Annotated in this window: 16 protein-coding genes; 10 read left to right on the top strand and 6 right to left on the bottom strand. The window is 50.5% G+C overall.

Annotation, left to right across the window (positions count from 1 at the left end):
* The first annotated feature begins 95 nt into the window (after positions 1-95).
* Genes AOC34_RS07045 through moaE form a run of 6 tightly spaced genes read left to right on the top strand, consistent with a single transcriptional unit; the run spans position 96 to position 6,104 of the window.
* Positions 96-1,355, top strand: a complete 1,260-nt coding sequence (locus tag AOC34_RS07045) for a pyridoxal phosphate-dependent aminotransferase (protein WP_108469401.1) — start codon at positions 96-98, stop codon at positions 1,353-1,355.
* A complete protein-coding gene (locus AOC34_RS07040; protein ID WP_108469400.1) occupies positions 1,352-2,662 on the top strand; it encodes a homoserine dehydrogenase in 1,311 nt (436 codons plus the stop codon). The genes AOC34_RS07045 and AOC34_RS07040 overlap by 4 nt, the downstream gene beginning before the upstream one ends.
* A 6-nt stretch (positions 2,663-2,668) precedes the next feature.
* Positions 2,669-4,111: a threonine synthase gene (thrC, locus tag AOC34_RS07035; protein WP_108469399.1), complete on the top strand. Its 1,443-nt coding sequence runs from the start codon at positions 2,669-2,671 to the stop codon at positions 4,109-4,111.
* 22 nt (positions 4,112-4,133) lie between these two features.
* Positions 4,134-5,360, top strand: coding sequence for a molybdopterin molybdotransferase MoeA (locus AOC34_RS07030; protein WP_108470105.1), 1,227 nt, complete (start codon positions 4,134-4,136; stop codon positions 5,358-5,360).
* Positions 5,361-5,378: 18 nt separating this feature from the next.
* Positions 5,379-5,636 carry a molybdopterin converting factor subunit 1 gene (gene moaD / locus AOC34_RS07025; protein ID WP_108469398.1) on the top strand — a complete coding sequence of 86 codons (258 nt, stop codon included), beginning with the start codon at positions 5,379-5,381 and terminating at the stop codon, positions 5,634-5,636.
* Complete coding sequence (gene moaE, locus AOC34_RS07020; RefSeq protein WP_108469397.1) at positions 5,637-6,104, top strand: molybdopterin synthase catalytic subunit MoaE; 468 nt, start codon at positions 5,637-5,639, stop codon at positions 6,102-6,104.
* Here the strand turns inward: moaE and AOC34_RS07015 are convergent.
* Positions 6,070-6,333 (bottom strand): GIY-YIG nuclease family protein, encoded by a 264-nt coding sequence (locus AOC34_RS07015; RefSeq protein WP_108469396.1) that lies wholly within the window; start codon positions 6,331-6,333, stop codon positions 6,070-6,072. The genes moaE and AOC34_RS07015 overlap by 35 nt on opposite strands.
* 109 nt (positions 6,334-6,442) lie before the next feature.
* Between AOC34_RS07015 and clpB the strand changes: the two genes are divergently transcribed.
* From clpB to AOC34_RS06995, 4 genes are all read left to right on the top strand, one after another.
* On the top strand, positions 6,443-9,043 hold the full coding sequence (clpB, locus tag AOC34_RS07010; protein ID WP_108470104.1) for an ATP-dependent chaperone ClpB: 2,601 nt from the start codon (positions 6,443-6,445) through the stop codon (positions 9,041-9,043).
* A gap of 40 nt (positions 9,044-9,083) precedes the next feature.
* Positions 9,084-10,334: an MFS transporter gene (locus AOC34_RS07005; RefSeq protein WP_108469395.1), complete on the top strand. Its 1,251-nt coding sequence runs from the start codon at positions 9,084-9,086 to the stop codon at positions 10,332-10,334.
* Positions 10,335-10,633: 299 nt separating this feature from the next.
* On the top strand, positions 10,634-11,932 hold the full coding sequence (gene aceA, locus AOC34_RS07000; RefSeq protein ID WP_108469394.1) for an isocitrate lyase: 1,299 nt from the start codon (positions 10,634-10,636) through the stop codon (positions 11,930-11,932).
* 91 nt (positions 11,933-12,023) lie between these two features.
* Positions 12,024-12,452, top strand: coding sequence for an HIT family protein (locus AOC34_RS06995; protein WP_108469393.1), 429 nt, complete (start codon positions 12,024-12,026; stop codon positions 12,450-12,452).
* Here the strand turns inward: AOC34_RS06995 and AOC34_RS06990 are convergent.
* The 5 genes from AOC34_RS06990 to AOC34_RS06970 are packed head-to-tail and all read right to left on the bottom strand — an operon-like array spanning position 12,449 to position 16,786.
* Positions 12,449-12,880 carry a DUF1841 family protein gene (locus AOC34_RS06990; protein WP_234408066.1) on the bottom strand — a complete coding sequence of 144 codons (432 nt, stop codon included), beginning with the start codon at positions 12,878-12,880 and terminating at the stop codon, positions 12,449-12,451. The genes AOC34_RS06995 and AOC34_RS06990 overlap by 4 nt on opposite strands.
* Entirely contained in the window at positions 12,867-13,523 is a 657-nt protein-coding gene (gene nth, locus AOC34_RS06985; protein WP_108469391.1) for an endonuclease III, read from the bottom strand. Before nth ends, AOC34_RS06990 begins: the two co-directional genes overlap by 14 nt.
* Positions 13,520-14,224 (bottom strand): electron transport complex subunit RsxB, encoded by a 705-nt coding sequence (gene rsxB, locus AOC34_RS06980; RefSeq protein WP_108469390.1) that lies wholly within the window; start codon positions 14,222-14,224, stop codon positions 13,520-13,522. The genes nth and rsxB overlap by 4 nt, the downstream gene beginning before the upstream one ends.
* A 35-nt stretch (positions 14,225-14,259) precedes the next feature.
* Positions 14,260-15,555 (bottom strand): polyhydroxyalkanoate depolymerase, encoded by a 1,296-nt coding sequence (locus AOC34_RS06975; protein ID WP_108469389.1) that lies wholly within the window; start codon positions 15,553-15,555, stop codon positions 14,260-14,262.
* A 31-nt stretch (positions 15,556-15,586) separates the two neighbouring features.
* Positions 15,587-16,786: an amino acid aminotransferase gene (locus AOC34_RS06970; RefSeq protein WP_108469388.1), complete on the bottom strand. Its 1,200-nt coding sequence runs from the start codon at positions 16,784-16,786 to the stop codon at positions 15,587-15,589.
* Positions 16,787-16,873 lie beyond the last annotated feature (87 nt).

Below are 16,873 nucleotides of genomic sequence, written 5' to 3'. Positions count from 1 at the left end.
TCTGTCATAATTGAGTAAATTATAACTAGTCGCTTTTTTGCCTAGTTTTCAAGTACTTAACCCTTACCAATTTATCAGCATTTACAAAAACCACCGTGAAACCGATCCTGAAGTCTGAAAAGCTAAATCACGTTTGTTATGACATTCGTGGACCCGTCCTTGAGCTTGCTCAGCGCATGGAGGAAGAGGGTCACAAAATCATCAAATTAAACATCGGTAATGTGGGTGTGTTTGGATTTGATCCCCCTGAAGAAATTCAGCTCGACATGATTCGAAATTTAAGTAATGCCTCTGCTTATTCCGATTCCAAAGGCATTTTCGCGGCCCGCAAAGCAATCATGCAGTACTGCCAAGAAAAAGGGATTCAAGGCGTCACCCTAGATGACATTTACACCGGCAACGGCGTCTCGGAATTAATCGTACTGGCAATGAATGCATTGCTGAACAATGGCGATGAAGTCTTAGTTCCCGCACCAGACTATCCCTTGTGGACAGCTGCTGTTAGTTTATCCGGCGGCACCCCCATCCATTATTTGTGCGACGAATCGAAAGAATGGGCCCCAGACTTAGCCGACTTGCGCTCCAAAATTACCCCGCGCACCAAAGCGATTGTGATGATTAATCCAAACAATCCAACGGGGGCAATTTATTCCAAAGCAGTACTGACCGAGCTCACACAAATCGCGCGCGAGCATGGACTTATTTTGTTTGCTGACGAGATCTACGACAAGATGCTGTACGACGAGGAAAAGCACGTATCGCTCGCCTCGCTTTCCAGCGATGTCGTCATCATTACCTTTAATGGCCTGTCTAAGAATTACCGTTCCTGCGGCTACCGCTCGGGCTGGATGGTGGTTTCGGGGGATAAGTCGCGTATTAAGGATTACATCGAGGGATTAAATATGTTGTCCTCGATGCGCCTGTGCGCCAACGTTCCTGGACAATACGCCATTCAAACGGCGCTCGGCGGCTATCAAAGCATTGATGATCTGGTTGCCAAAGGAGGGCGTCTGGCTCGGCAACGTGACCTTGCTTGGGAATTGATTACCGCTATTCCTGGTGTGAGTTGCGTGAAGCCAAAATCGGCGCTGTACCTCTTTCCTAAATTAGACCCAGAGATGTACCCGATTGAGAACGATCAAGAATTCATTGCTGACTTGCTGCGCGAAGAGAAGGTATTAATGGTTCAGGGATCGGGGTTTAACTGGGTTAAGCCAGATCACTTCCGCGTTGTTTTCTTACCCCACGAAGATGTGCTTAAAGATGCCATTGGTCGCTTTGCGCGTTTTCTGGAGCGTTATCGTCAAAAGCATGGCAAGACAGCCACTGCATCACTCGCTACAAAGGCATCATGAAGCCGATTCAAGTTGGTCTATTAGGTATTGGAACTGTTGGTGGAGGCGTTTTCACGGTCCTCGAACGCAATCAAGATGAGATTCTGCGCCGTGCTGGCCGCGGCATTCGCATTCACACCGTCGCCGATCTCAATGTGGAGCGTGCCAAGGAACTAGTGGGTGATCGCGCACAAGTCGTTAGCGATGCCCGTGCAGTCATTGCAAACCCCGAGATCGATATCGTGGTTGAGCTGATTGGCGGTTATGGCATTGCCAAGGATTTGGTACTTGAGGCGATCGCTGCAGGTAAGCATGTTGTTACAGCCAATAAGGCCTTGATTGCCGTGCACGGCAATGAAATCTTCAAAGCAGCGCATGTGAAGGGCGTGATGGTGGCGTTTGAGGCTGCGGTTGCAGGCGGCATTCCGATTATTAAGGCCTTGCGTGAGGGCTTAACTGCCAATCGAATCGAATGGATTGCCGGCATCATTAATGGCACGACTAATTTCATTTTGTCGGAGATGCGCGACAAGGGCTCTGATTTTGCAACGGTGCTAAAGGAAGCCCAGCGCTTGGGTTATGCCGAAGCCGATCCGACGTTTGATATTGAAGGCATTGATGCTGCGCATAAAGTCAGCATCATGAGCGCGATTGCATTTGGTATTCCGATGCAATTTGATAAGGCATATGTAGAAGGCATCACAAACTTAGCAGCAACCGACATTAAGTACGCGGAACAACTCGGTTATCGCATTAAGTTGCTCGGCATCACCAAGAAAACAAGTACAGGAATTGAGCTGCGAGTTCATCCAACCTTGATACCAAGCAAGCGCTTGATTGCCAATGTGGAAGGTGCCATGAATGCGGTTCAAGTGTTCGGTGATGCGGTTGGTACTACGCTTTACTACGGCAAAGGTGCTGGCTCGGAGCCAACTGCGTCTGCTGTGATCGCTGACTTGGTGGATGTCACCCGTTTAATGACGGCCGATCCCGAAAATCGAGTACCTCATTTGGCATTCCAGCCCGATGCCGTGCGCGACACCGTCGTTTTGCCCATCGGCGAAATTACCACCAGTTACTACTTACGCTTGCGCGTTGCGGATCAAGCCGGGGTATTGGCGGACATTACGAAAATACTGGCATCCCATGGCGTTTCGATCGACGCACTCTTGCAAAAAGAGGCGAATGAGGGCGAGAGTCAAACTGACCTTGTCATGCTGACGCACGAAACCAAGGAAAAGAACATGTTGGCTGCGATTGCCGATATGCAAGGCCTAAAAACCGTCGTTGGCGAGATCGTTAAAATTCGCCTCGAAAATTTATCCTAAATCACCATGCGTTATCAGTCGACCCGCGGCAATAGCCCAGAGCAATCCTTTCTCGAAATTCTGTTGGGAGGACTTGCTCCTGATGGTGGGCTTTATTTGCCGGTGCAATACCCGAAAGTGACGCCAGCGCAATTGGATTCGTGGCGAGGCCTTTCTTACGCTGATTTGGCGTTTGAAGTATTGAGCTTGTATTGCCCTGATATTCCAGAGGGTGATTTGCGCGCATTGGTGCGTAAAACCTATACTGCCGCTGTTTATAGCAATGGCCGCCCCGAAGACAAAGCGAGCGACATTACGCCGCTTCACTGGCTGGGCGAAGAGAGCGGTACGCGCATTGGGCTGTTGAGTTTATCGAATGGCCCTACCTTGGCATTCAAAGACATGGCCATGCAGTTGCTGGGTAATTTATTTGAATATGCGTTGCAACGTGCGGGTCAGCATCTCAATATCTTGGGTGCTACCTCGGGTGATACGGGTAGCGCCGCTGAATATGCCATGCGCGGTAAAGCAGGGGTTCGTGTATTTATGCTTTCCCCCAAAGGGAAGATGAGCGCCTTTCAGTCGGCGCAAATGTATTCCCTACAAGATCCGAATATTTTTAATCTCGCCGTAGATGGCGTCTTTGATGATTGCCAAGACATCGTCAAAGCAGTCAGTAATGATTTGGCATACAAAGCCAAACACCAGATTGGTACAGTTAACTCGATTAATTGGGGGCGCGTCCTTGCGCAGGTGGTGTATTACTTTCAAGGTTATTTGCTGGCAACCCAATCCAGTTCTGAAAAAGTATCCTTCACTGTTCCCTCGGGCAACTTCGGCAATGTTTGTGCGGGGCACATTGCCCGCATGATGGGTTTGCCGATCGAGCGCTTGGTGGTTGCCACCAATGAAAACGATGTGCTCGATGAATTCTTTCGAACAGGAATATACCGCGCGCGCAAGTCTGCTGAAACCTTGCATACCTCGAGTCCGTCGATGGACATTTCGAAGGCTAGTAACTTTGAGCGCTTTGTTTTTGATTTGCTCGCGCAAGACGGCAAGCGTACAGCTGCCCTCTTTAAGCAAGTTGAAGAGACGGGCGGTTTTGATTTATCGAAGGATCCTGCATATGCGACGATGCGGCAGTTTGGTTTTACCTCGGGCCGAAGCACCCATACTGATCGCTTGAAGACCATTCGGGATATCGATGGCAAGTATGGTGTGATGATTGATACCCACACGGCAGACGGCGTGAAAGTAGCGCGTGAGTATTTGCAGAAGGATATTCCAATGCTGGTGCTGGAGACCGCCTTACCGATTAAGTTCGAAGAAACAATTCAAGAGGCGCTTGGCCGCCCCGCCGATTGCCCGCCAGCATTTAAAGACATCAAAACATTGCCACAGCGGGTGGAATCCATTCCAGCAGACGTTGGCGTGGTGAAGCAATTTATTACTCAGCACGTTTCTTAAGTCTGCCATGACAAAGCCACCGATGTTGACTGCACAGCAGGCCTTGGACCATTTGCTTTCGCATGCACAGCCTGTTGCTGAAATTGAACGCGTTCCAATGCAGGCTACATTAGGTCGTGTACTTGCTGAAAATGTGAATAGCCTAGTTGATGTGCCGCCGCTGGATAACACCTCAATGGATGGTTATGCAGTCCGCACTGCGGATACCCAAAATCCTGGAAGCGTCTTAAAAATTGCGCAGCGTATTCCGGCGGGTTCCGTTGGTACAGAACTCCAAGCAGGAACTGCTGCTCGTATTTTTACGGGCGCACCCGTTCCTCTGGGTGCAGATGCGGTAGTCATGCAAGAGGATTGCGCTACTCCTGAGGGTTCGGCTGATCAAGTACAAGTCAATATTGCGCCTAGCTTTGGCCAGTGGATTCGTCGTCGGGGCGAAGATTTAACAGCCGGTAAAACAGCGCTCACTGCGGGCACTTTCTTGCGTCCACAGGAGCTGGGTGTTGCTGCCTCTGCCGGCTTAACCCACCTCAACGTGAAACGCAGAGTCAAGGTTGCAGCGTTCTTCACCGGGGATGAGTTATCGCTTCCGGGCGAGCCATTAAAGCCGGGCGGTATCTACAACTCGAATCGCGATACCTTACTGGCCTGTATTAAAGCCTTGGGCTGTGATGCCACGGATTTAGGTATCGTGCCAGATCGGCTTGATGCGACGCGCGCTGCTCTGCGTCAAGCAAGTCAAGATCACGATTTGATCATTACCTCTGGCGGGGTATCGGTTGGCGAAGAAGACCACATCAAGCCGGCTGTAACTGCTGAAGGAAGATTGGATCTTTGGCAGATTGCGATTAAGCCCGGTAAGCCTTTAGCATTTGGTGCGGTTCGTAAATCGGAGCAAGCAAACGATGGCGAGGCTTGGTTCATCGGCTTGCCTGGCAACCCCGTTTCGAGCTTTGTAACATTCCTCTTATTCGTAAGACCATTTATTTTGAAGTTGCAGGGCCGCGCGGCAAAACAAACGCAATCGTATTTGATGCGTGCAGACTTTGATTGGCTAAAAGCTGATCGCCGCAATGAGTTTTTGCGCGTCAAACTCAATAACAATGGCGGCCTGGATTTATTCCCCAATCAAAGCTCCGGTGTACTCACCAGCGCCTCTTGGGGTGATGGCCTAGTAGATTGCCCGCCAAACCAGCCAATCAAAGCCGGTGATTTAGTAAAGTACATCCCATTTGATGCACTTCTCAACTAATCGGATTACGATTTAGCTATGAAATTACAACTGCGCTACTTTGCTTCGATACGGGAAAGCCTCGGCTTAGAGCAGGAGTCAATCGAATTGCCTGTGTCTGTGCGTACGATGGATGATTTGCGTGTCCATCTGCGATTACGCGGCGGTATTTGGTCTGAGGTCTTGGGTGAGGGCAAAGTATTGCGCTGCGCTCTCAATCACCAGATGGTTAATGCGTCGACCGAATTGGTGGACGGTGCTGAAGTGGCTTTCTTTCCGCCGGTGACGGGAGGTTAGATGGCCATTCGCATTCAGCAGGCGGACTTTGATCTCACTACCGAGATTGCCAACCTGCGCCAGGGCGATTTACAGGTGGGTGCGATTACCTCGTTTGTAGGGACAGTGCGGGATATGAACGAGGGCAGTACAGTGAAGGCCATGACCCTCGAGCACTATCCGGGCATGACGGAAAAAGCGCTAGAAGACATTGTCAATCAAGCAAAAGCGCGTTGGGATATTCGGGATGCGCTCGTGATTCACCGCATTGGACCCTTGATGCCAGCAGACCAAATTGTCTTAGTAGCGGTGACCAGTGCGCACCGCGGCGAGTCTTTTTTGGCCTGCGAGTTCATCATGGACTACCTCAAAACCGCAGCGCCATTCTGGAAGAAAGAAGATACCCCTGAAGGCGGGCGCTGGGTCGATGCCCGCGTTACCGATGATGCAGCTGCTATGCGCTGGAATCAAAAAAAGCCCGCTTCTTAGCTCGGGGCAAGCTTTTTAGTTTCATTTCTGCTTTGGATGCTTCCGATCGGTCAGGGTGTTCCTGGGTGGCCAGCAGGGTGACAGGGAGCCTAGAGCGGGTATAGCGTGCCCCCGTACCCGCATTGTGTGCGTTCAGGCGATGCTCAAGCCGATTGGTAATGCCGGCATACAAACTGCCATCAGCGCACTCTAAGAGATAAACAAGCCAGGTCAAATTGGATTTTTCCATTCAGAAACGCTTGAAATTGGGGATATTGCCCTAATATTCTAATGAAGAAAGCCATAACGAACACCTAATGCAGTTCGGCTTGGCGCAATCCCATTCAATAGGACGCAAAATGAGAATCGATAAATTAACGACTAAATTTCAAGAGGCCTTGAGCGATGCCCAAAGCTTGGCCGTTGGTAAAGACAACCAGTACATTGAGCCAGCCCATTTATTGCTGGCGATGCTCAAGCAGCAAGACAGCGGCGTACGCAGTCTATTGACGCGTGCGGGAGTCAATGTAGCGAGCCTCGAAAAAGGTGCGGAGAAGATGATTTCTGCTCTGCCAGAAGTGCAGGGTAGCGGCGAAGTTCAAGTTGGCCGCGATCTGGCCAATTGGCTGAATTTAACTGAAAAAGAGGCCAATAAACGGGGCGATCAATTTATCGCGGGCGAACTGTTTTTACTCGTCGTGGCAGACGATAAAGGGGAGCTCGGTAAGCTGGCGAGAGAATGTGGTCTCACCCGCAAAGCACTCGAGGCGGCGATTGATTTGGTGCGGGGCGGGGAGTCCGTCAATAGTGCCGATGCAGAAGGACAGCGAGAGGCTCTGAAAAAATACACCCTTGATTTGACCGAGCGTGCCCGTATGGGCAAGCTGGATCCGGTGATTGGTCGCGATGATGAAATTCGCCGCACCATTCAGATTTTGCAGCGGCGTGGCAAAAACAACCCGGTATTGATTGGCGAGCCTGGTGTCGGTAAGACGGCGATTGTCGAAGGTTTAGCGCAGCGCATTGTTAATGGTGAGGTACCAGAGACCCTCAAGAACAAGCGCGTACTGGTATTGGATATGGCCTTATTGTTGGCTGGGGCAAAGTACCGCGGTGAATTTGAGGAGCGCCTGAAATCGGTTTTGAGTGACGTTGCTAAAGACGAAGGCCAAACGATTGTCTTTATCGATGAAATCCACACCATGGTTGGTGCTGGTAAGGGCGAAGGTGCCATGGATGCCGGCAATATGCTCAAGCCCGCCTTAGCGCGCGGTGAATTGCATTGCATTGGCGCGACCACCTTAGAGGAATATCGCAAGTACATTGAAAAAGATGCCGCTTTGGAGCGCCGCTTTCAGAAGGTCATGGTGGATGAGCCCAGTGTTGAGGCCACCATCGCGATCTTGCGTGGTCTACAGGAGCGTTATGAGCTCCACCATGGCATTGAGATTACCGACCCAGCGATTGTGGCAGCTGCTGAGTTATCGCATCGCTACATTACGGATCGATTCTTGCCAGACAAGGCGATTGACCTAATTGATGAGGCGGGTGCTCGCATCAAGATGGAGCTTGACTCCAAACCAGAGGTCATGGATAAGCTCGATCGCCGATTGATTCAGCTCAAGATCGAGCGGGAGGCTGTCAAAAAGGAGAAAGACGATGCTTCTAAAAAGCGCTTGCAATTAATCGAAGATGAAATCAAGCGCCTGGGCGCGGAGTACGCTGATCTCGAAGAAATTTGGAAGACGGAGAAGGGCGCTGCCTTGGGTGCCGCTCAGCTCAAAGAAGAGATCGAAAAAGTGAAGGCCGAAATCGTGAAGTTGCAACGCGACGGCAAACTCGAGCAGGTTGCTGAGTTGCAGTACGGTAAATTGCCTGAGTTGGAACAAAAACTCAAATCGGCAGCTGCTGCTGAAGCAAAGGATAGTAAAGCCGGCGTAACTAAAAACAAATTACTCCGTACCCAAGTGGGCGCAGAAGAAATTGCCGAGGTCGTTTCACGCGCAACGGGTATTCCGGTATCCAAAATGATGCAGGGTGAACGCGATAAGCTCCTCAAGATGGAAGACCACTTGCATCAGCGTGTGGTCGGCCAAGAGGAAGCCATTCGGGCGGTATCCGATGCAATCCGCCGCTCACGTGCCGGGCTTTCCGAAGAAAACAAGCCCTATGGCTCATTTATGTTCCTAGGCCCTACGGGCGTTGGTAAGACGGAATTATGCAAAGCCCTAGCCGCATTCTTGTTTGATAGCGATGATCGATTAATTCGCATCGATATGAGTGAGTTTATGGAAAAGCACAGCGTTGCCCGTTTGATCGGCGCGCCCCCAGGCTATGTAGGTTACGAAGAGGGTGGCTACCTTACCGAGCAGGTGCGCCGCAAACCGTATAGTGTGATTCTGTTTGACGAGATCGAAAAAGCCCATCCAGACGTATTTAACGTTCTGCTGCAAGTACTGGATGATGGCCGCTTAACCGATGGCCAAGGACGTACAGTCGATTTTAAAAATACGGTGATTGTGATGACCAGTAATATTGGTTCACACCTGATTCAGTCGATGACGGATAAAAATCAAGCCGAGATTAAGGAGGCGGTGTTTGGTGAACTCAAGACCCACTTCCGTCCGGAGTTTTTAAACCGCGTTGATGAGATTGTGGTGTTCCATGGCCTCGATAAAGCGAATATTGCATCGATTGCCTCGATCCTGCTGAAAAACCTTGCCACGCGTTTAGCGAAGGTGGATATGCAGCTGGAAGTAAGCGATGCTGCACTGAACAAAATTGCCGAAGTGGGCTTTGATCCGGTATTTGGGGCAAGACCGCTCAAGCGGGCGATACAGCACTACATCGAAAATCCCGTTTCTAAGATGATTTTGGAAGGGAAATTTGGCCCCAATGATGTTGTGCCGGTAGACATTAATAAGGAAGGCGATTTCAGCTTTACCCGCTTAGTGCATTAAAGCCATGCCGGCAGGGCTCTGGAGCGAGTAAACTCGGGTCATGACTGTGACGCATGCCAGTGCGCGCGCCAGTGATGTCCGAGTGATTAGTTTATTAAGCTTGGCACACGGCAGTTCGCATTTCTTTCACCTGATTTTGCCGCCACTCTTTCCGTGGCTAAAGGCAGAGTTCGCGCTCAGCTACGCAGAGCTCGGTCTCCTCATGTCGGTTTTCTTTGTAGTCTCTTGCATTGTGCAGGCAGCTTCCGGATTTTTAGTTGACCGCATTGGGGCTCGGCCAGTCCTCTTCGTTGGCGTTGGTCTATTAGCCCTATCCGCAATCGTGCTCTCGCAAAGTAATGGTTACGCCCTGTTAATGCTAGGTGCGGTGATTGCGGGCTGCGGCAATGGCGTCTTTCATCCGGTGGATTACACCCTCATTAATCACAAGGTATCGGTTCCGCGTTTGCCCTATGCCTATTCAGCGCACGGCGTTACAGGTTATCTAGGCTGGGCAGTAGCCCCGGTCTTTATGGCTGGAATAGCCGCGCTTGCGGATTGGCGCATTGCACTGCTGTGCGCAGCGGTCTTAGAGGCCCTTATCCTATTAATACTTTGGTTTAATCGCAACGACTTAATCGACGATGCGCAGCATCGCCGCGCCAGTGCCATCAAGGCTGCAGAAGAGGCGAACCCTGGGCGCGCACCACAAAGTGCATTTGCCTTTTTAAAGTTAACTTCGGTTTGGTTGTGTTGGCTCTTCTTTTTCTTCAGCATGATTGCCATGGCAGGTATCCAATCTTTTGCGCCGAGTGCACTTAATCAGCTCTACGCTATACCTGTTACTACCGGTAATTTTTCAATTACCTTGATGGCCTTAGGAAGTGCGGCAGGCATGATTGTTGGTGGCATCATGGCAGCCAAACTCAAAATGCCCGAGCGCATTGTCGGTACTTGCTTATTTGCTTGTGCTGTCATTGGCCTCTTGATTGGAGCGGAGTTTGTGACCGCTGCATTGGTGCCCGGACTCTTTTTTATGATCGGCTGCGGCCTTGGCATTGCAGCGCCATCGCGCGACATGATGATTCGTTCAGCAACCCCGCAAGGTGTATCGGGCAGTGTGTATGGCATTGTTTACTCCGGTATTGATCTTGGTGCGGCAGTGGGGCCTTTGTTGTTCGGCATATTGCTCGATGCTGGAAAACCCAATTCACTCTTCCTTGGCGTTGCCTTTTTGCAGTTGCTATTAATTCTGACCGCAGTCAAAGTGGTAGCCTCCAATGCCAATGCGGCGATGCCAAAAATCCAGTAGTTACTCGCTTTTCACAATACGAAAAGCTGTTTTCATAGGCAAAATCAGTCCCTATTGATCACGTTCCCTAGGCTTTCAAGCGGTGGCAGATCATTTCACATTGCAATAAATATAATTTAAGTAATTGAATTTAATCAATATTATTTATTTATTCTGTCATTTAATTGGTATTGTCTGGGCTGTAAATCTCCCTATACTCTTATATAAGACATAAGACTTAGTCACGGCTTTTAGTTCAAGTGACCTAGTCCAGTTCAACGATTTTTTTGGTCAATTGTTTTATATCTAAGGAGAGCAATATGGACAAGCGCAAAGAAGAAGCAGCAAAGATTCAGAAAGACTGGGATACCAATCCACGCTGGCAAGGCATCAAGCGTGGCTATACCGCAGAGGACGTAGTGCGTTTACGTGGTTCGCTGCGCATTGAGTATTCCTTAGCGAAGGCTGGCGCAGAGAAGTTGTGGAATCAAGTGAATAATGAAGCCTACGTCAATTGCTTGGGCGCTCTGACTGGTGGGCAAGCAATGCAACAGGTCAAAGCAGGCATCAAGGCGATTTACTTATCGGGCTGGCAAGTGGCCGCCGATGGTAATTCCTATGCGGCGATGTATCCCGATCAATCCTTGTATCCAGTTGACTCGGTTCCAAAGATGGTGGAGCGCATCAATAATTCGTTTGAGCGCGCGGACCAAATCCAGTGGGCAAAAGGTGTTAACCCTGGCGATAAGGATTACATTGACTACTACGCACCCATTGTTGCTGATGCGGAAGCCGGCTTTGGCGGTGTGTTGAATGCCTACGAACTCAGTAAAGCATTAATTAAGCAGGGCGCTGCTGGCGTTCACTTTGAGGATCAATTGTCGTCCGTAAAAAAATGCGGTCACTTGGGTGGTAAGGTTCTCTTACCTACAACCGAGTCAGTACAAAAGCTCATATCTGCACGCTTAGCAGCCGACGTCATGGGCGTACCGACGATTATTTTGGCGCGTACCGATGCTGAGGCGGCGGACTTGTTGACGTCCGACTACGATGAAAACGACAAGCCATTCTTGACGGGTGAACGTACACCAGAAGGATTCTATAAAACGCGCAAGGGCCTCGATCAAGCGATCTCACGCGGCCTAGCGTACGCTGCTTACGCTGACATGGTGTGGTGTGAGACGGGCACGCCAGACTTGGATTTTGCGCGTAAGTTTGCGGAAGCGATTCGTGCCAAGTTCCCCGGCAAGATGTTGGCATACAACTGCTCGCCATCGTTCAATTGGAAGAAAAACCTCGACGATGCAACCATTGCTAAATTCCAACGTGAGTTGGGTGCCATGGGTTACAAGTATCAATTTATTACATTAGCTGGTATTCACTCGATGTGGTACAACATGTTCGATTTGGCGCAAGACTACTCCAAGCGCGGCATGACGGCTTATGTCGAGAAGGTTCAAGAGCCTGAGTTTGCAGCACGCGATCGCGGTTACACCTTTGTATCGCATCAGCAAGAAGTGGGTACGGGTTACTTTGATGACATCACTACCGTGATTCAAGGTGGTAAGTCATCTGTAACCGCATTGACCGGCTCAACCGAAGAAGAGCAGTTCCACTAAGCATTCGTAACACACCAGTAGCAGCAGTATCGCAGCGCCAAGATTGCCTCAGAAGGGTGACTTTGGCGCTGTTTTCGTTTACATTGGCGCCATGGTCAATTGTGTTTTATGTTCGGAAGAAGGTGGCACGCTAATTTGGCGTGGCGATGATTGCCGCGTCGTCTTGGTGGATGACCCAGATTTGCCCGGTTTTTGCCGTGTGATCTGGAATCGGCATGTCGCCGAGATGACCCAACTCAGCTACGGCGAGCGTGACCTATTAATGCACTTGGTGTTTGCGGTTGAAGGTGCAGTGCGCGCAGTCATGCGCCCAAACAAAATTAATCTAGCAGCGCTCGGCAATCAAGTGCCCCACATCCACTGGCATGTGATTCCACGATTTGAGGATGATGCGTTTTTTCCAGGATCGGCTTGGTCTAATCGCCTGCGAGATACACCAGATGCTATTTTGAAAATTCGCCGTCAGCAGGCATTAGAGTTACCCCAGGCTATTCGCGCCGCGATTGCAACGCTGTCCTAAATTAGTTGCTTTAAAGCCAGCAGGTATTTTTCAGGGCTCAGTTGCCCACCATCCCGTTGGGATTCCCATAAGACCTGACCCAGGCACTCCATGATGCGGTGCTGTGCTTCGTGCTCAGAATCGAGTCGCTGCGCAAGAACACTGGCGACGTGCCGAATACCGGGCGGCTGATCGATCGAGATCTGTTCGCTAATCGATAGGTGCATCGACAGGTGTAGGAAGGGATTCGTTTCACCGCGCTCAGGCGTGTAATCTTGGCTTAATGCGGCTTCGCTATCGCCGAGCAAGGCATGGTACTCCGGGTGCTGTTCCATCCACTGGCCGGCCAGCGTTTCAAGCGGCGTCAAAATGGTGTTGGCTTGCTTCTTTTGCCACGTATCGCAAAAGAAACGCCGGACTTCCTCTCGGCTTGGATTAAATAGCGCCACGAATTTGTCCTTTTCCTGTTTTTTGACGGTAGCCGCACAGCGGCTCGACAATGCATTGGGCGCATTCAGGTGATCGTGCCTTACACACATAACGTCCATGCAAGATAAGCCAGTGATGCGCATCCAGTAAGTATTCTTTTGGAACGCGTTTAAGTAGCTGCTGCTCGACTTTCAGCACATCTTTTCCAGGGGCGAGGCCGGTACGATTTGATACCCTGAAAATATGGGTGTCTACCGCCATGGTAGGCTCTCCAAACGCGGTATTCAAAATAACATTGGCTGTTTTACGACCTACTCCGGGCAGGGCTTCGAGTGCTTCGCGGGTGCGAGGAACTTCACCGCCATGCCGCTCCAGTAAAAGGCGGCAGGTTTCTTGTAAATGCTTACCTTTTGTACGAAAGAGGCCGATGTGCTCGATGAAGGGCCGAACACCCTCTTCGCCTAAAGCCAGTAAGGCGGCAGGTGTGTTGGCTATCTTGAATAACTGACGCGTTCCTTTATTGACCGATATGTCGGTCGCCTGCGCCGAAAGCAAGACCGCAACCAGCAATTCAAAGGGTGAGCTGTACTCAAGCTCCGTCTCTGGATTGGGATTGTTTGCTTTCAGTTGGGCAAAAAAAGCGCTGCGCTGTTCGAGATTCATTTTGTATTGTTTTTGTCTGCAGCTAACTTGGCGCGTTCAATCGCTGCTGCAATGATTGCCCGTTTACGCTCGTTCTCTTGCGCCTGCTCTAGGGATTGGCTTGCATCGCCAACGGTCTCGTTAAGGGCCTTTAACTTGGCCTCGGCTTTTTTAGATAAGCGTAGATTGTTATCGCGTTCCTCACGCTCTAGGCGATCTTCACGCCCGTGGTAGCGTGTCCGGGATAGAGCAGCCTGCTCAGCTGTCCATGCATCCCAGCCAGTACGACTTTCGGTCACTGAAACCATACTGATGCAATCAACCGGGCAGGGCGGCACGCAGAGATCACAGCCCGTACACCACTCCGTCAGCACCACGTGCATCTGCTTTGATGCGCCCACAATGGCATCTACCGGGCAGGCCTGGATGCAGAGAGTGCAACCAATACAGGTTTTGGGATCAATCAGAGCAACTGGCCGTGGCCGCTCAATTCCACACTCGGGTTCCAGCTGAAGCTGGGGTGGAAGTTGCCGTCCAGATTCCAACAAAATAGAGCTTAGCCGCTTTATTCCTTCTGCGCCTCCGGGAGGGCAGCGGTTGGGAAGGACATCCTCATCGGCCATTGCCGCTGCGTAGGATCGGCAGTCGGGGTAACCGCACTTCGTACATTGGGTTTGAGGCAGTACGCCATCGAGTTGATTGCAGAGTTCAACTGGATTCATGCGGTGTTTGTTAGCAATCAGTCAGAATTGCGAACTTAGTCACTCGCGAGCGCTGCTTTGGCTACCTTCTTTTTGGATGCCTTGGAAGTTTGCTCGTGCTCACGGATAAAGTCTTTAATGCGAGGGTAAACCTTTTCACGCCAGCGACGACCGGAAAAAATACCGTAGTGACCGGCTCCAACGACTTCGTAATGGTCCTTGCGTACGCTAGGAATGCCTTTACACAATTTATGTGCCGCGCGGGTTTGGCCGCTACCAGAAATGTCATCAAGCTCACCCTCGATAGTCAGCAGCGCCACATCGGTAATGTCATGGGGCTTGACTAATTTGCCAGAAACTTTCCAAGTACCGCTAGGAAGGGCATGTTCTTGAAACACGGTTTTGATGGTGTCTAAGTAGTATTTCGCATCCATATCCAAAACCGCGTTGTACTCGTCGTAAAAACGAATGTGCGCTTTTGCATCCAGCTCATCGCCGCGCACCAGGTTTTGGAAAAAATCCCAATGCGACTGCATGTGGTTTTGGGGGTTCATGGCAATAAAGCCGGTGTGCTGTAAAAAGCCAGGATAAACACGGCGCCCAGCTCCAGCATGAGGCTGAGGCACTTCATAAATCACGTGGCTTTCGAACCACTCGTATGACTTTTTATCAGCCAAGGAGTTAACAGCAGTTGGTGATTTGCGGGCATCAATTGGACCGCCCATCATGATCATGGAGGCAGGAGTTTCTTCGCCATTCGACGCCATCAGGGAGACGGCACCCAAGGTGGGGACTGTAGGCTGGCAAACAGAGATCACGTGCAGATTTTTTGGTCCGATGGTGCGGATAAATTCTTGAATGTAGTGAACGTAGTCATCAAGCCCGAATTCACCTTTGTCTGCAGGCACGGTGCGTGCATCAAGCCAATCGGTGATGTAGACCTTGTGGTCTTGTAATAGGGTGCGTACGGTATCGCGTAATAAAGTGGAGTGGTGACCTGATAAAGGAGCAACCACCAATACCACTGGATCTTCTTTCAGTTTCTTAATGACTTCGAGGTCATCGGAGTAGCGCTTAAACCGAATTAAATTGCAGAATGGTTTTTCGAGCGTGGTGATTTCGTGAATCGCAACGTCGCGTCCATGTGCCTTGACAGCACGAATTCCAAATTCGGGTTTTTTGTACTCTTTGCCGAGTCGGTGGAGTAATTCGTAACTTGCAGCGAGGCGCTCCGCCCCAGGCATTTTTGATAATGGATTGGATGCGTTGATGAACGTCTCAGATGCTGTTTGCGCCCATGAGCTTAATGGCTGCAGCAAGGCTTTTTGGAACTCGTACAGTTGATATAGCATGACGCCTCCTAGAAAACCAGTGTAACCGCCTTTACGCTAAGACGCGGGCAATTGCCTTGGCCACGCGATCAATATTCTTGGTATTCAGGGCTGCAACGCAAATACGACCCGTGGACAGGGCGAAAATGCTGTCCTCCTTTTGCAGGCGGGCCACTTGTTCTGCAGTAAGTCCTGAATAGGAGAACATGCCACGTTGCGACTCGATAAAACCAAAATCTTGTTTTGCACCGTTGGCGGCCAAGCGGACAACCAGTTCATGGCGCATCGTTTTAATGCGATCACGCATGTGTGCGAGCTCGTCTTCCCACTGCTGACGTAGGCTAGGGTTATTGAGTACCGCAGCCACAATTGCGCCACCATGGGTTGGTGGGTTGGAGTAGTTCGTGCGAATCACACGCTTGAGCTGCGAGAGTACGCGTGCGGACTCATCTCGGTTTTGGGTCACGATGGACAGAGCGCCTACACGCTCACCATAGAGGGAGAATGATTTTGAAAAGGAGCTGGACACAAAAAAGGACATGCCTGATTCTGCAAATAGCCGCGCAGCAAGTCCGTCCTCTTCAATGCCTTGAGCAAAACCTTGGTAGGCCATATCTAAAAATGGAATGAGGTCGCGTTCACGGCAGATCTCAATCACCTTGAGCCATTGTTCTTTGTTGAGGTCGGCGCCGGTGGGGTTGTGGCAGCAGACATGCAATACAACTAAGGTGCGCTTTGGGAATGACTCGAGAGACTTAACCATTCCTGCAAAATCGACTCCGCGTGTTTTGCTATCAAAGTAGGTGTACTCGAGTACTTCGTAACCGGCGGCCTCAAAAACGCCGCGGTGGTTTTCCCAGCTAGGGTTGCTAATAGCGGCTGGTACGTTTGGCTCAATTCGTCTTACAAAGTCGCCGCCAACGCGTAAAGCACCCGTACCACCGAGGCACTCTGCAGTAACAACGCGACCGTCTTTAATTAATGGCGAGTCTTCGCCGAAGAGGAGTTTTTGGACGCCCATGTTGTAGGGGCTTGGGCCTTCAATCGGGATGTAGCTCCGGGGTGATTGTTTGGCAACAATTTCTTTTTCCGCCTCAATCACTGCCTTCAGCAAAGGCACCTTGCCGTCATCGGTGTAGTAAACGCCAACACCTAAATTCACCTTCTCTGGATTTTGGTCGGCCACATAAGCCTCGGTCAGGCCAAAAATGGGGTCTTTGGGGGCAAGTTGTACTGAGGAAAACAGGTTCATGGGTTAGTGGGCGTTTGTAAGTGGTTGAAAAGAAGGCTAGATCGTAAAGAAAAGGTGATTTTTAGAGGAATGGCTGACTATCTTTAG

The sequence above is a fragment of the Polynucleobacter difficilis genome, assembly GCF_003065365.1.
In the GTDB taxonomy this organism is placed as follows: Bacteria; Pseudomonadota; Gammaproteobacteria; order Burkholderiales; family Burkholderiaceae; genus Polynucleobacter; species Polynucleobacter difficilis.
Note: the sequence above shows the minus strand (reverse complement) of the source record. Positions and strands in the feature narration are given on the sequence as shown.